Annotated in this window: 11 protein-coding genes; 9 read left to right on the forward strand and 2 right to left on the reverse strand. The window is 56.0% G+C overall.

All coding sequences use genetic code 11. From position 1 onward, the window contains the following. From P1P91_RS05855 to P1P91_RS05895, 9 genes are all read left to right on the forward strand, one after another. A complete protein-coding gene (locus tag P1P91_RS05855; RefSeq protein WP_311885173.1) occupies positions 1 to 1,230 on the forward strand; it encodes an oligosaccharide flippase family protein in 1,230 nt (409 codons plus the stop codon). 48 nt (positions 1,231 to 1,278) lie between these two features. After that, on the forward strand, positions 1,279 to 2,535 hold the full coding sequence (locus P1P91_RS05860) for a hypothetical protein (protein ID WP_311885174.1): 1,257 nt from the start codon (positions 1,279 to 1,281) through the stop codon (positions 2,533 to 2,535). Further along, positions 2,532 to 3,773 carry a glycosyltransferase family 4 protein gene (locus tag P1P91_RS05865; RefSeq protein ID WP_311885176.1) on the forward strand — a complete coding sequence of 414 codons (1,242 nt, stop codon included), beginning with the start codon at positions 2,532 to 2,534 and terminating at the stop codon, positions 3,771 to 3,773. Before P1P91_RS05860 ends, P1P91_RS05865 begins: the two co-directional genes overlap by 4 nt. 69 nt (positions 3,774 to 3,842) lie before the next feature. Beyond that, positions 3,843 to 4,754 carry a glycosyltransferase gene (locus tag P1P91_RS05870; protein WP_311885178.1) on the forward strand — a complete coding sequence of 304 codons (912 nt, stop codon included), beginning with the start codon at positions 3,843 to 3,845 and terminating at the stop codon, positions 4,752 to 4,754. Positions 4,755 to 4,805: 51 nt separating this feature from the next. Further along, complete coding sequence (locus P1P91_RS05875) at positions 4,806 to 6,191, forward strand: undecaprenyl-phosphate glucose phosphotransferase (RefSeq protein ID WP_311885180.1); 1,386 nt, start codon at positions 4,806 to 4,808, stop codon at positions 6,189 to 6,191. A gap of 501 nt (positions 6,192 to 6,692) precedes the next feature. Next, positions 6,693 to 9,476, forward strand: coding sequence for an autotransporter outer membrane beta-barrel domain-containing protein (locus P1P91_RS05880; protein WP_311885182.1), 2,784 nt, complete (start codon positions 6,693 to 6,695; stop codon positions 9,474 to 9,476). 99 nt (positions 9,477 to 9,575) lie between these two features. Further along, complete coding sequence (locus P1P91_RS05885; protein ID WP_311885184.1) at positions 9,576 to 10,343, forward strand: SapC family protein; 768 nt, start codon at positions 9,576 to 9,578, stop codon at positions 10,341 to 10,343. Between the two features lie 359 nt (positions 10,344 to 10,702). Beyond that, positions 10,703 to 11,029 (forward strand): hypothetical protein, encoded by a 327-nt coding sequence (locus tag P1P91_RS05890; protein ID WP_311885186.1) that lies wholly within the window; start codon positions 10,703 to 10,705, stop codon positions 11,027 to 11,029. A gap of 6 nt (positions 11,030 to 11,035) precedes the next feature. Next, positions 11,036 to 11,638 carry a hypothetical protein gene (locus P1P91_RS05895; RefSeq protein WP_311885188.1) on the forward strand — a complete coding sequence of 201 codons (603 nt, stop codon included), beginning with the start codon at positions 11,036 to 11,038 and terminating at the stop codon, positions 11,636 to 11,638. Between the two features lie 164 nt (positions 11,639 to 11,802). Here the strand turns inward: P1P91_RS05895 and P1P91_RS05900 are convergent, their stop codons facing one another. Both P1P91_RS05900 and P1P91_RS05905 read right to left on the reverse strand, forming a co-directional pair. Beyond that, positions 11,803 to 12,237: a hypothetical protein gene (locus P1P91_RS05900; protein WP_311885190.1), complete on the reverse strand. Its 435-nt coding sequence runs from the start codon at positions 12,235 to 12,237 to the stop codon at positions 11,803 to 11,805. A 236-nt stretch (positions 12,238 to 12,473) separates the two neighbouring features. Further along, entirely contained in the window at positions 12,474 to 13,841 is a 1,368-nt protein-coding gene (locus P1P91_RS05905; protein ID WP_311885191.1) for a YagK/YfjJ domain-containing protein, read from the reverse strand. Positions 13,842 to 13,852 lie beyond the last annotated feature (11 nt).

Genomic DNA, 13,852 nt, shown 5'->3' on the forward strand with positions numbered 1-13,852 from the left:
ATGCAGGTGGTGCTGGCCAGGCAGCTGGGGCCTGAGCTCTTTGGCGTGTTTGGCGCCGGCCTGGCCATACTGATGCTGTTGACGCCACTGGCAAGCTTTGGCACCGGCCCTTACTGGTTGAAAGTCTTTGGCCAGGAGGGCTGGCAGGGAATGCGGTGGATTTCACCCTCTCTCAGGCTTGTCACCACAGGTACGCTGCTTTCCTTTACGGGCTTTGTGGCATGGGTTCAGTGGGGGCCGAACAACTTGCCCGGCAAAGCCATGCTGTTTCTCATGGCATTTCACCTGGTCAGCCAAGTGGCCGTAGAGCTCGTCAGCAGCAAGCTCCAGCTTGAAGAGCGCTTCAAGGCGCTGTCACTTTGGCAGCTATCACATCACGGCCTTCGCCTGTGCCTTGTGCTATTGCTGCTCCCCTTTATTGATGCGGAGCATGCCTGGCTGGTCGGGCTGGCATACGCAGTCACTGGTATATTGCTGCTTAGCGTGGCGGCAGGGCAGCTGAACGACATGCGCCGTGGAAGGTTCGCGCTGCAGGGGCATCGGGAAGAAGATGCGGCTGATGTGACCGAGCTCATAGCGATACGTGAGGTGGCTCGAAAGGCATGGCCTTTCGGCATGGCTGCCCTGGCGTACCTGGTGTATTTTCAAAGTGACGTAGCGCTTGTCAAACACCTGATAGGCGAAGAAACGGCAGGTTATTACAACGTCTCCTTTACTATCATGGCCGCCGTATATCTCACTCCTTCGGTCATATTCGAACGCTTCCTGCTACCCAAGATTCATCGTTGGGCCCACCAGGATCGTGCCAAGATGCGCAGCGTATACAGAATGGGCAATCACGCCATGTTCTGGGCCGGATGTACAGTAGCACTGCTGATATGGCTCCTTTCCGACTGGGGAGTTGTGCTTGTTTTTGGAGAGGGCTATCAAGCCTCCATTGCGTACCTCAAGGTGTTCTGCTTTTCGGTTCCAGCCATGTTCGTGTCATTTTGCGCGGGCGCTTTGCTGGCATCAGGCAACACAGCCAAGATGAAAGTCTACGCAATGATGATAGTGGCTGTATTCAACGTGGTGTCTAACCTCATATTCATTCCCCTGTACGGTGCATTGGCAGCCGCCTGGACAACGGTAGCAAGCCAGTTCCTGCTTGCACTTTTATTCATGCTGTTGGTCAGGACGTTTATTTTCCCGTCTACCGCGCCTGGTTTGCCACTAGCATCTGGCGAATGATGCGTCTATCAGCAAGCCACCAAGTCATCGTTTTTTCGGGTGTAAGGAATGGAAAGTAATCCAGGCACGACCTTCCTGACGCCGCGCCGTGATGGCCGGCTGATTGTTTCCATGGCGGTTGTGCTGCTACTGCCAAGCTTTCTTTTCGTGGCAACGGGGGCAAGCTCTCTAGCGCCGGGCATGCTGATGGCCAGTGGTCTGGTCTGCCTGCTGAACGTCCGGCATCTGCTCAATTTCCGGTTTTCATTCCCCGTCGTCGTGCTGCTGGCCATTTTCGGGCTGGCACTCGTCAGCGCAGTATTCAGCCTGCTGGATCAAGCGGTACACAAGCCCATCATGTCCCTGGTGATCCTGCTTGTGCTGGTGTCCGCCCTGGTGCTGGGGCGGCGAATCAGCGACATGGAGCCAGAAGCCACCCGGCGGAGCCTCTCGTGGCTGGTTGGCTTTTTGCTGCTGCTTGGCTGGCTGGCCATCGTATGGAGCCCGAGGTTCTCAGGGTACGCACCGCTTGAAAAACCGGTGTTCCCCTTCTCGGAAGAAAGCCATTACGCATTGGCGCTAGGGGTGCTGGCCTGCGGCATGGTCTACGCCGAGACCACCCTGAAAAGCCTGTTCATTCTGGGGAACATGCTGGCGCTGGCGCTGGCTTTTCCCAATCTGACGCTGCTTGTCTTTGTGTTTATCGGCTGCTTTGTGTTCAGCATGCGGTTTCCCAGGCTTGTTTTCTGGAGTATTTTTCTGGCGGGTGGGCTGGCCCTGCTGCTTGGATATTTTTTCGTCCTTCCGCAATTCACCTACTTTGCCGACAGGCTGGACTTTTCCGACACCACCAACTTGACGACGCTGGTCTATCTGCAGGGCTGGGGCCTGGCCTGGCTGAATATGCTGGATACCCAGGGCCTGGGTCTGGGTTTTCAAATGCTGGGCGAGGCCGGCACGCGCTATCCACACTACACGGACAGAATCGTCGAGCTTACCGGCCAGGAGTTCAACATATCGGATGCAGGATTTCTGGCAGCAAAGTGGATAGCTGAGCTGGGGTGGTTCGGCAGCTTGATGGCAGTCGCCTTTCTTGCGTTTCTGCTCGGCTTTGCCTGTGTCGGGAACGCGCTGCGGCGCCAACTGAAATACCTGCCCGAGGTGGATCGCGCCCGCCATGTTCGCCGGCTATGGCTGTTAGGATCCATATTTGGCTTTGTTGTCGAAGTGTTTCTCAGAGGCTATGGATACTTCTCACCCGGCGTCTTCTGGATAATAGCTTCGCTGTATGCCTTGCACTGTGATCGAGCCCGGAGCCTGACATGAGCCATCGTTTCGCATCAATCAATGTCGTCATCATCAACGACTTTGCCCATGTTCAGGGCGGGGCCGCAAAGGTGGCGATAGAAAGCGCTATTGGGCTGGCGGAGGCAGGGCATCGGGTGTTTTTCATCTATGGCGACGGCCCGGCCAGTGAGGCACTTTTTCATCCCAACATCCAGCTGATTGACCTTGAAGAACAGGAACTGTTGAACAACCCCAGCCGTTTCCTTGCCGCCAGGGAGGGCCTGTGGAACCGCCGCGTCGCTTCCAGGGTGGCAGAGGTGCTGCGTGGACTCTCAGCCGAGCATACGGTTGTTCACTTGCACAGCTGGGTCAAGGTGCTCTCACCCAGCGTCATCCACGCTATTCGCCGTGCGGGATTGCCGCTGGTCACGACGCTTCATGATTACTTTTCCGTATGCCCCAACGGCGGGTTTTACAACTACCGTACACAGTCGACCTGTCCGCTTAGGCCTCTGTCGGCCGCCTGCCTGGCAACGAATTGCGATGCGCGAAGCTATCCGCAAAAAATCTGGCGCTCGGCGCGTCAGTTCCTGACCTCAATGGCTGGCATGCCGAGGCATCAGCGACATTTCATCTATGTCTCCGAGTTCAGCAGGCGCGTCGTGGAGCCTTACCTGCCGAAAGCGGCCAATCTATGGCACGTACCCAACCCCATCAAGGCCAACAAAGAGGAGCCGGTGCTGCCTTCACGCTCCACGACAATGAGTTTCATCGGTCGGTTGACGCCGGAAAAAGGCGGCGATGTCTTCGTTGAAGCTGCGCGGCTTACGGGCATTCACGCCAAGCTGGTAGGCGCAGGAAGCATGCAGGACACATTGGAGGCCAGGCTGCCCGACGCCCAGTTTACCGGATGGCAGCCTCATGCGGCGGTGATTGACCATATGAAGACATCACGCTGCGTCGTACTTTCCAGCCGCATTTATGAGACCCAGGGCATGGTGGTAGCCGAAGCCGCGGCATACGGGGTGCCCAGCATTGTTTCCAGCGATTGCGCCGGCAGCGAGTTTATTGAAGATGGCGTGACCGGTCTGCTGTTCAGAAGTGGCGACATCAACGATCTGGCAGAAAAGATGCGCCGACTCGCCAATGACGATGCCCTGGTCAATCGGCTTGGCAAGCAGGCCTATGCGCGCTTCTGGGAGGCGGATCTGACAGCGCAGCGTCATGTCGATAACTTGATGACCTGCTACCGCCACATGCTTGCCACGCAGCGCTGATAAGCCAAAGCCAGCTTGATATCATGCATCAGCCGACGCTGACACCACTCGACAACAGAGATATGTTCCGTGCCAACTGAAACCGCGCAAAGCCTGATCGTTGTGCCTACGTGCAACGGCCTTCGCGACCTGAGGCGTCTCGTTGCCAGCCTGCCCGAGGACATCGATCTCTTCGTGATCGATTCCTCCTCCTCCGATGGCACCGGCGAGTATCTGCAGGCGCAGGGAATCGACCACCTGGTCATTGCGCAAAGCGAGTTCAACCACGGCGCCACTCGCCAGCGCGCCCTGCGTGAGCGCCCCGGGTATGCGTACTATATCTATCTGACGCAGGATGCCTGCCTGGCAGAGCCGCAGGCGCTTGAGCGCCTGCTGGCGCACTTTGAAGACCCGCAGGTGGGGGCCGTCTGTGGTCGCCAGCTGCCACATCCCGATGCTAATCCTCTGGCCGCTCATGCACGGTATTTCAACTATCCCGCCCCGTCTCGTCACAAGCGTCTGGCCGACGCGGAAGAGCTGGGGGTCAAGGCGGCGTTCATGTCGAATTCCTTCTCCGCGTATCGTGCCGACGCCCTGCAGGCAGCCGATGGCTTTCCGGCTCATGTCATCCTGGCGGAAGACATGTACGTCGCGGCGCGCATGTTGCAGAAGGGCTGGACAGTCGCCTACGCCGGGGATGCCTGTTGCCATCATTCCCACAACTATACCCCCTGGCAGGAATTCAAGCGCTATTTCGATACCGGTGTCTTTCATGCCAGCGAGCCATGGATTCAGGACGAACTGGGCGGCGTCAGCGGTGAAGGGCGGCGTTTCGTGCTGTCGGAGCTTCGCTACCTTGGAAAGGCTCACCGGGTCTGGTGGCCTGCGTCGATGCTGGCCACGGCCATGAAACTGGTCGGCTATCACCTGGGCAAGCGGCACAGCTATCTGCCACCACGCCTTCGCCAGGCGTTCAGCATGCACAGAGGATACTGGAATTGAACAAGATGCCTCACGCCGATCCGTCAGCATTGCATCAGGAGGACTGCGCCCATGCCATCTAGTCTGCACACGCTCAGCGGCTTTTCCGCCTATACGACTCAGGCCGTGCGGCTGGTGGACCTTACTATCGTGCTGCTGTGCGGCTGGCTTGCCTATTGGCTGCGGCTGGGCACGTTCAGCATGGATGAACGCTATCTGTGGCTGCTCACCCTGGGCGCTCTGCTGACGCTGCTGGTATTACCCAGCCTTGGCATTTATCAGTCGTGGCGCGGGCGCATGCGCGGGCAGCTGATGCTGCGCCTGCTGAGTGGATTTTTCCTCATTGGTGCGCTGATCACGCTGATCCTGTTTCTGGCCAAATCCGGCATGGCCTACTCGCGACTATGGCTGGTCGCCTGGATGCTGAGCGCCGCCGGTGGCTGCATTTTGATTCGCGCAGTGGCATACCCTATTCTCAACCGGCTGCGCGCCAGCGGGCGCAATCGCCGCACCCTGCTGCTGATAGGCGACGCCCATTCGTGCGCAACCGCCTGGCGGCAGCTGCAGCGCGTGCCCACCGCCGGCTTCGAGGTCGAGCGCATTCTGCTGATAGATGATGATCATCAAGAGGAGCTGGCGGGCATCCATCACGAGCGCTATACGCTGGGCGATCGGTTAGAGCACACGGAAGAAGAAGTGTGGATCTGCCTGCCGCTGGCCGAAGGCGATTGGGTCAAGGAAATACAGAACGCTCTCAGCCAGTCCACCGGTAACGTGCGCTACATGCCGGATCTAAGAGACTTTAGGCTGATCAACCATAGCGTTTCACAAGTGGCAGACCTGTACCTGCTCGACCTGAGCTGCTCGCCGATGACCGGCAGCAACCGCCTGCTCAAGTGGCTGGAAGACAAGCTGGTCGCCGCCCTGATACTGCTGCTGATCTCGCCCGTGCTGGCGGTGCTGGCCGTTGGTGTCAAGCTCAGCTCGCCGGGGCCGGTGTTCTACCGCCAGGAGCGGGTGGGGCTCAACGGCGTGCCGTTCATGATGCTCAAGTTTCGCTCCATGCCGGTGAATGCTGAAAAAGGAGGCGTTCAATGGGGCGGCGCGCGTAACAAGGAAGTGACCGCTTTTGGTGCCTTTCTGCGCAAGACCAGCCTGGATGAGCTGCCGCAGTTTCTCAACGTGTTCAAGGGCGACATGTCGATCGTCGGCCCGCGGCCCGAGCGCACGCAGTTTGTGCAGACGTTCAAAAACGAGATTCCCGGCTACATGCAAAAGCACATGGTCAAGGCCGGCATCACCGGCTGGGCGCAGATTAACGGCTGGCGCGGCGACACTGACCTGACCAAGCGTATCGAATGCGATCTCTGGTACATCAAGAACTGGTCGCTGTGGCTGGATGTGAAGATCATTCTACTTACCGTGCTCAAGGGGTTCGTTCACCGTCACGCCTATTGACGGCGCGCTACCCGCCCTGACAGCCTGAAGGACATGAGTGAAGGATGTTTTGCCATAGGCATCCAGGCATGGAACATCGCAAAAAGTGCCATGATGCGGGCCATGCGCCCGTAGGTTCATTGCTACCAAGCGGCGCAGGCTTGGCCCCTACCGCGCCATGTATAATGAACTAGGTGCTTGCACCGGAGACGAGTTAGGCGCTATGGTCTCATGCGGATAGAAAGTATGACGAAACGATGCGCCCATCGTTACACTGCCGGCTGGCCAAGCAGGCCGTGCAACACATTGTTAATGAAGGATGAACTTAGTGTTATCTCACTGGCTAACGCAGCAGCAACAATGTATTTTGCACCTGGGCAGGCCAAAACCGCTCTCAAAGTTGCTTGACGAGCAACTCTGAGAGCGGTCATGGCGCCATGGTCGCTTGCTTGGTATGGCCAAGCCTCGGTCGTTCCATTGGTTCAGTGAATATTCACCACGAGGAAGAAAACGATTATGTCTATGCAATTTAACGAAACGTATTACCTGGCACAGAACCAGGACGTTGCGACAGAAGTCGAAGAAGGCCTGCTGTCTGCCGAAGAGCACTGGCTTGAGTACGGTGCCAACGAAGGGCGTAACCCCAACGAAGTCTTCAACACCAGCGAGTATCTGGAAGCTAATCCGGATGTTGCTGAATCCGACATGAATCCGCTGACTCACTTCCTGGAGTACGGCGCTGCCGAAGGCCGCGCGCCGAACGCCGCCTACGCTGACGTTGCTGAAGGCTTCGACGAAGACGAGTATCTGGCAGCCAACGAAGACGTGGCCAATGCCATTGATGCCGGCGACTTCGAAAACGGCTACCAGCACTGGGTCATGTACGGCCAGTTTGAAGACGACCGCCCGGAAGCCACCGTCAACGGCACACCGGTCAGCGAAGTTATCGATGCCGGCGCCGGCACACCTTCAGACCTCACTGAACCTCTAAGCCTCGAAGAAGCACGTGCGGCGAAGGATGCGGACAACCTGCCGGCTGAGTACACGCTGCAGGACAGCGTTGCCAACATGGAGACAGCAGCGCGTGATCTGTACGACGACGCTGAAAGCATTATTGTCGTGGGTAGCGTTGATGAGCTGACCGATGGTGGTGAGCTGGTTGACATTGCCGGTGCAGCCGATACCACTTACCAGATCGAAGACACGCTGGCCAACATCGTGGCGGCGGATGACTCTCTGGTAGACAACGCTGAAGAAGGCTACGTCCTGACCGACGACACCGAAGGGCTGATCTTCGAAGATGCGAAGGCTGACAGCGAAGAGGTGGTTGTTCTGGCCGGCGCCAAAAACTCTGACGACTACAGCTACACGCTGCAGGACACCGTCGAGAACCTGAAGAACGCTGAAGACGGCGTAGTCGAAGGCGCGGAAAGCGTTGACATCACCGACTACGAAGAAGGCGATCTGGGTGGCGAAGTGACCGTGGCCGAGGCGATTCTGATTCAGAAAGCCGACATCGACGTTGACTACACCGTCAAGGATACTGCCGAGAACATCCTGGCAGCCCAGGACGAGCTGGAAGGCGTTGAGTTTACGGTAAGCGATGATGGCATCATCGAGGACGTGTCTGTTGAGGACGCAGAGTTCCTCCAGAACGCTGAAAACGCCCGCGACATCGACTACAGCATTTCCGGCACTGTTGACGAACTGACCTCCGACAGCGGCAACCTGCTGAGCGTTGTAACCGGTGCTAAAGAGTCCACCATCGTTGACAGCATGGCGAACATCGCCGGTGCTAGCGCAGGCGTAATCAACGCGGTTAACAACTACACCATCTTTGATTCGCTGGAGAACCTGGCGGCTGGCGAGAGTAGCTTGGTTCAAGATGCAGAAGAGCTTCAGCTGACCGACGGCGAAGGCGAAGAGATCGCTGAGGATGGCTTTGACCTGGGCACCCTGAGCGTTGCCGAAGCGGCGATTGTCCAGAAAGCCGTTTCCGACGGCAACGTGCCGAAGGATGCCGGCGGCTCTGATGTCACATATCAGCTCGACATTCAGGACAGCTACGAGGCGTTGACGACAGAGGCGAGCGATAACGACGATCTGTTGGGCGAAGACCTTTCCGATGTTCTGGGTCAAGGCGACGTCACGCTGGTGAACGACACCGTTGACGGTAACGGTGGCACAGGCATGGGCACTGACAATCCACAGCCGAACGAAGCCAATGAAAACGGCGAAACTCGCGACAGCGACATGGATCTGGACAAGATCGGCAAGTCCGATCAAAGCAGCGTTGTTCCTGCCGACGTTGTCTCCGACTTTTCCGGCCTAACCGTTGAATCTGACTGGAACCAAGGCTACGCGAACTACACGAATGCCGACGGCGAGACCACTTTCACCATCGCCAATGTGGCATCGCAGGTGAAAGATGCTGAAGACAACTTTGACGTCTTCAAGGCTGGCATCACCGTCAACGATACCGTCAACGATACCGTCAGCTTTGACGACCCGCTGAAGCTGAACCTGTCCGGCAACGCCGAAGACAGCTTCTACAGCGTTAAGACTCCGGCTACTGTCTTTGACATCACTGCAGAAGAAGGCAACAGCGGCGTCGTTTCGCTGGATAGCACGACAACTAATGTCGGCGACGAGGTTGCTAGCATCACCGTCAAGGGTGCTGGCGACCTGTCGTTCCAGGACCTCGCATTCAGCAACCTGAGCACGCTCGATGCCAGCAAGTCTGAAGGCGACATCAGCTTCGGCAACATCGACAAGACCACTAACGGTGACTTCTCTGGCGATGACGGTGCGAACCTGAAAGTGGCCGACGACTTCACCGCCACCACTGGCTCGGGCAACGACACGATCGACCTGACCAACGTGGGCACCGGTGGCCTGAACGGCGAAGTTGCAGTCAGCACCGGCGCAGGCAACGACGAGATCACTGCTAACGTAGGCCTGATTGAGAGCAACGAAGGCAGCAAATCGCTGGAACTGTCCGGCGGCAAGGGCAACGACAGCTTCGTGCTGAGCGGTTCCAACAGCGACAGCGAAACCGTCACCATCACGGACTTCTTCCGCGGCGATAATACGCTGACGCTGGAAGGCGTAGAGGGTGCTCTGAAGCTGGGCGAAAATCTCGGTGAGGACGGCGTCAACGTTGCGTTTGATGATGCTAGTGGCAACAACACTACGCTGACCGTCAACACTGACGACAGTGGCTCTGATGCCAACATGACCATCGAGCTGGCCGGCGTCTCCGGCGACGATCTTGCCGTAGAAGATGGCAACATCGTCATCGCGTAATCTCCCTCCCTGAGCGAGATGCCTATCGCCTGATAGGTCAAACGCCAACCCCCGCTCCGGCGGGGGTTTTTTGTTTCCTGCCCCCTTGAGGAGAGTGTTATGCCCCAATGGACCGCGTTATCCGCCACCGCGCACCGCGACAAGCGCCTGTTGCCCCGGGACGGCTACCGCCATGCCGCGCACGACCCGGTGGTGCCCGTGCTGCTGGCCGAGTTGAACCGGCTGATTCCCCATTACGCGCTGGGCTTTATCACCCGCGCGGACGCCTACCTCCCCGTGGCCCTGCTCAGCCTCGACGGGGAGCGTAATCTCTACGTCGCCCCCGACGGTCGCTGGATCGGCTCCTACGTCCCCGCGCTGATGCGCAGCTATCCCTTTGCCCTGGCCGACGGCCAGGAGGGCAACAAAATACTAGCGGTGGACGTCGAGCGCCTGAGCGACGACGGCGGAGAGCCGCTGTTCGAGGATGGTGAGCCGAGTGCCACGGTGCAACAGACCCTCGACTTTTTGCAGCAGTGCGAAGCCAACCGCCAGCAGACCCAGGCCGCCACGCAGGCGCTCCAGCAGGCCGGGGTGATTGCCCAGTGGCCCCTGACGATTCAGCGCCACGGCGAGGATGCCGAGCCGAAGGCGGTAAAGGGCCTGTACCGTATCGACGAAGCCGCGCTCAATGCCCTGGACGCCGAGACACTGGCCACGCTGCAAGGGGCACCCCTGGCATTGGCCTACGCCCAGATGTTCTCGACGGCCCAGCTGGAGCAGCTATCCGAGCGTGACAAGCGCCTGAAAGACACGGGCGATGTGCCCGAGAATCTGGACGGTTTTTTCGGGGAGGATGACGACGAGCTGAGCTTTGATTTTGACTGAGGCGCAGGGCGTTTTGCCAGCTACACTCCGGCATAATGGACAGGAGGTAGCCATCCTGCGGTAAGAGAAGGCACGTATACCGGAACCGGGTGGGTTACTGAACTCGCACCCAGCCGACTGCCGTGCGTTGCACAGTATGACCTGAACCCTGGTACCCACGCGCACGGTGGCTTATCCACCGAGGCAGGGATAGCCTCGGATACCCGCACAGGCGGTCCACTGCCCAGCTGAATCATGCGATAACAAGCCAACGACGCCCCGTGCGGCGTTTTATGCCGCTACCTGACTATTGGCCCGGATGAGTAGAAAAAGACCCGCCACAACGCCCTGACGCGCTTACAGCCTGCTATGATTCGGCCATGACCGATCTTATTAACCCCGAGCCCTCAACGGCGAGCTACGACATGCCCGTGATACCTCACGATACCCGCCAGGCGCTGATGCTCCAGCTGGAACGCTACGAGCACCTTCTTTTCGAGCCCATGAGCCAAGCGGATCTCGACAGCCTCTACGCGCTGTACGACCACTGGCAGGCCACGCTGGGCGATAGCCCCGAATCCATCGCCCTGAGCGACGCCCTGGACGACTTTATCAGTGCGGGGATAGAAGACGACGGCCAAGACAAGGACGGCCTCACACGCGCTTATATGGCGCTGTTTCAGACCGTGCGAGAAGGGGGAGAGTAGGGAAGAATGTCAAAAATGATTATTTTCGATGAGAAGGTCAGTTTTCGGACGCAGGTACGTGTGGCTCAGGTACACGCCATGATAAAAGCTTGCCGCCAGCTGCAAAGCGCTTATCGTGCTTTTCAGAGTGGAGCAATCCGTATAACGCTGCCTGGTCAAGTCGGCACCCAGCAGATGCAGGAAGCCTGGTTGACATCAACAGAACCCTTTCTCCTTGATATCCTGTCCAATTTTCGGCACGTAGCTTTATCGAACCATTTTGTCTGCGGTAACTGGGAGACATGCGACAAGCTTGAAGCGGATGACCCAAACTACTTGAGCCGCGATGCCTTGCGGCACCCAATCGATACGCGAGCAAGAATCCCCATTAGAAGGAGCGGCCCGAATCTTCTACCTCAAGCACCGGACTTTATGTGGCTGCGCCGGTTCATTCATTCTGTTGTGACTTGGGATATTACGGCAGCAGAGGGAGAAATGCCGATCAGGGATGTCGCGCTGTGTACCGATAACTGGGACGTTATTGCCGACCAGCTGGAGCATGAGCTGGATAAAGCCGTTGGCCCCGACCATGACCCTTGGCACTGGGTACGCCCACAAAACTCATCCTAGCTGGCACCCACGGCATTACCAAAAACTGGGCAGCCGCTTGTTTTTGCGATGCCCCAGCCACATGGAAGACGCCTCATCCTCGCCGGGTGAGGCGTTTTGCGTTGCGCTACGGGAAAGGCGGTGCCTACCCCTACATGACGGCATAAAACGGCCTGACGGCCCTGCTAGCTCTTCTTATCGGGTTTAGACGGCTCGGTAGTGTCATCACTCGCCTGGGCAGGTTTCTTCTCGGTCTTCGGGTCGAACTCCCAGCCCTCAACGGTTTCTCGACCGTATTTTTTCGCCCATTCTTTCAGCATGGTATTTTTGAAGCTCCGTGCTTCTACTACCTCCTCCGTATGTGGATTGCGGTAGTGCTTGAGCGGCAGGGATTTTTTTGCTTTTTTCGGGGACTTGCTGGTTTTTTTGGCGTCGCTGTCGCCATACAGCTCAAGCAGATCTGTTTCTGTCTTGCCATGCTGCTTCATGACTTTCTCAATCGCTTCCTTGAAGGCAATAGCGTTTTGATAGCTATCACTGTTCTCCAGATCCTTTCTTTCCTTCTGAATACGTTCCTGTTCCTGTACCAGGTTCTCATGGCGTTTGATGGGGTTGGGCATGCTTGGGCTCCTCGGGTTGATTATTGTCCGTAACGTACCACGCTTCACCCGCGCTATCGAACGATGAGGTCATGCGTCAGCATCAGGTAAGTGCCTATGCAGATATTTTGATGTATAGAATCACTAGCTGGCCCTAGAAGCTTATCGATCGCCTAGACGCCTCTGTAATGGGGTTCACCGGCTGCTCAGGGCTACGGCAAAAATGCACGATTAATTATGCATAGCTACTTACCGGCTTATGGTTTTCCTTTGTCTTTTTTTGGGAGGTGGTTGTTTTTTTTCTTTTTATTGGTTGTTTTTTTAATACTGGATGTGCCAAAGGTGTGCATGTTTTTAGGGGATTCGGGCTTGACGTACATCTGGTATAGACCCATGAAGCGAGCTAGGGCATCAATGCCGCGTTGAGCTTCTTCGCTATCTTTTTTGAGTAGGCCAAAATATTGTTCTTGTGCCCTCTGGTTGCTGTTCAGAATGGGCGTTTTGTAACTGCTTCCCTGACCTGCGACAGATTCCCAATATTTTCCAAGGGCATGAGTCAAGCTGTATTGCTGGGTTTCCAATACAGCATTATAGATAAGGAGCATCATGCAGGTGATGCCCTCACCGTGTGTGTATCGGTATTTCCATACGTAGTTGATGAGCCCATTGAACAGCGGGTGGTGATTTCGTTTTTTGAGGAAGTTTTTTCTGGCTTCATTAATTGAATGGTAGTCAATATATTTTTTTCCTTTCATTTCATTCAATATTCTATTAGCTTCATCAACGTAACTTGAAGTGCTGAGGTCAAGAAAGATAAATAAGACCTCTGGTGATTTTTTGAACGATTGATTGAATACATTTTTTATCGTTTCTTCATGTTTTTTGGATTGATTTTTACGTAATCGATGGTGTTTTTTTACGTCAGAATGTCGTAGCAATTTAACGAGATAGGAAAGGTGTTCGTTAATTACTAAGAGGTGATGTTGGGCTTCATCAAAAGTAAAGGTTTTTGTTCTTATTTCTACCCATGATAAGTGTAAATATGAGTGTTGAGGGCGACTTATTTTTTCATGTATTAATGTCGCTGTGGCATTCTGTATTGATGCGTGATGTGGGTGTTTTTCTTGCAGCGTTTGGCTTGTCATAAAAGCGCGATGAAACGCCTGGGTGTGAATAGATAGGTGTTCTACAGGAAGTGCTTTCAATGCGTCGTTGATTTTTTCCAGGCAATAATGAATCTGCCAAAGCCTTCCACGATTGTTGATGCCGTATGAGGCATCTTGAATATTTTGATGAAAACTTTTGGGTAGAAATTCATCCTTCAGGGAAAGATTCAGCGCAGCACCCTCTGCAAGATTTTGAGTGAGTTTTTCAACCTCTCGTAATGAATCAATGATGGCCAGTTCATACTGATCAAAAGGGCCCATATGCTTGCCTTGCCTGAGTGCGAGTATCGGGCTGGTATCGCTTGCTCTGAGCTGATCATCACGGCGAGGGCGCTTCATTATGTCGTTCCTTATAGGCAAAAAATGTAGCTGTATAGTACCCTCATAAAACTCAAAAAAATAGATATTTTTTAGTGGAAAGTTATTTTCCCACCCCGCTTCCATGGGGCTTGCGGCCATAAAAGCGGGGG

It is taken from the genome of Halomonas piscis, from assembly GCF_031886125.1.
In the GTDB taxonomy this organism is placed as follows: Bacteria; Pseudomonadota; Gammaproteobacteria; order Pseudomonadales; family Halomonadaceae; genus Vreelandella; species Vreelandella piscis.

Excerpts from the sequence above, each read along its gene's own strand:
- P1P91_RS05855 (WP_311885173.1), top strand. The coding sequence starts at position 1 with ATGCAGGTGGTGCTGGCCAGGCAGCTGGGGCCTGAGCTCTTTGGCGTG.
- P1P91_RS05860 (WP_311885174.1), top strand. The coding sequence starts at position 1,279 with ATGGAAAGTAATCCAGGCACGACCTTCCTGACGCCGCGCCGTGATGGC.
- P1P91_RS05865 (WP_311885176.1), top strand. The coding sequence starts at position 2,532 with ATGAGCCATCGTTTCGCATCAATCAATGTCGTCATCATCAACGACTTT.
- P1P91_RS05875 (WP_311885180.1), top strand. The coding sequence starts at position 4,806 with ATGCCATCTAGTCTGCACACGCTCAGCGGCTTTTCCGCCTATACGACT.
- P1P91_RS05880 (WP_311885182.1), top strand. The coding sequence starts at position 6,693 with ATGCAATTTAACGAAACGTATTACCTGGCACAGAACCAGGACGTTGCG.
- P1P91_RS05885 (WP_311885184.1), top strand. The coding sequence starts at position 9,576 with ATGCCCCAATGGACCGCGTTATCCGCCACCGCGCACCGCGACAAGCGC.
- P1P91_RS05890 (WP_311885186.1), top strand. The coding sequence starts at position 10,703 with ATGACCGATCTTATTAACCCCGAGCCCTCAACGGCGAGCTACGACATG.
- P1P91_RS05895 (WP_311885188.1), top strand. The coding sequence starts at position 11,036 with ATGTCAAAAATGATTATTTTCGATGAGAAGGTCAGTTTTCGGACGCAG.
- P1P91_RS05900 (WP_311885190.1), bottom strand. The coding sequence starts at position 12,237 with ATGCCCAACCCCATCAAACGCCATGAGAACCTGGTACAGGAACAGGAA.
- P1P91_RS05905 (WP_311885191.1), bottom strand. The coding sequence starts at position 13,841 with ATGGCCGCAAGCCCCATGGAAGCGGGGTGGGAAAATAACTTTCCACTA.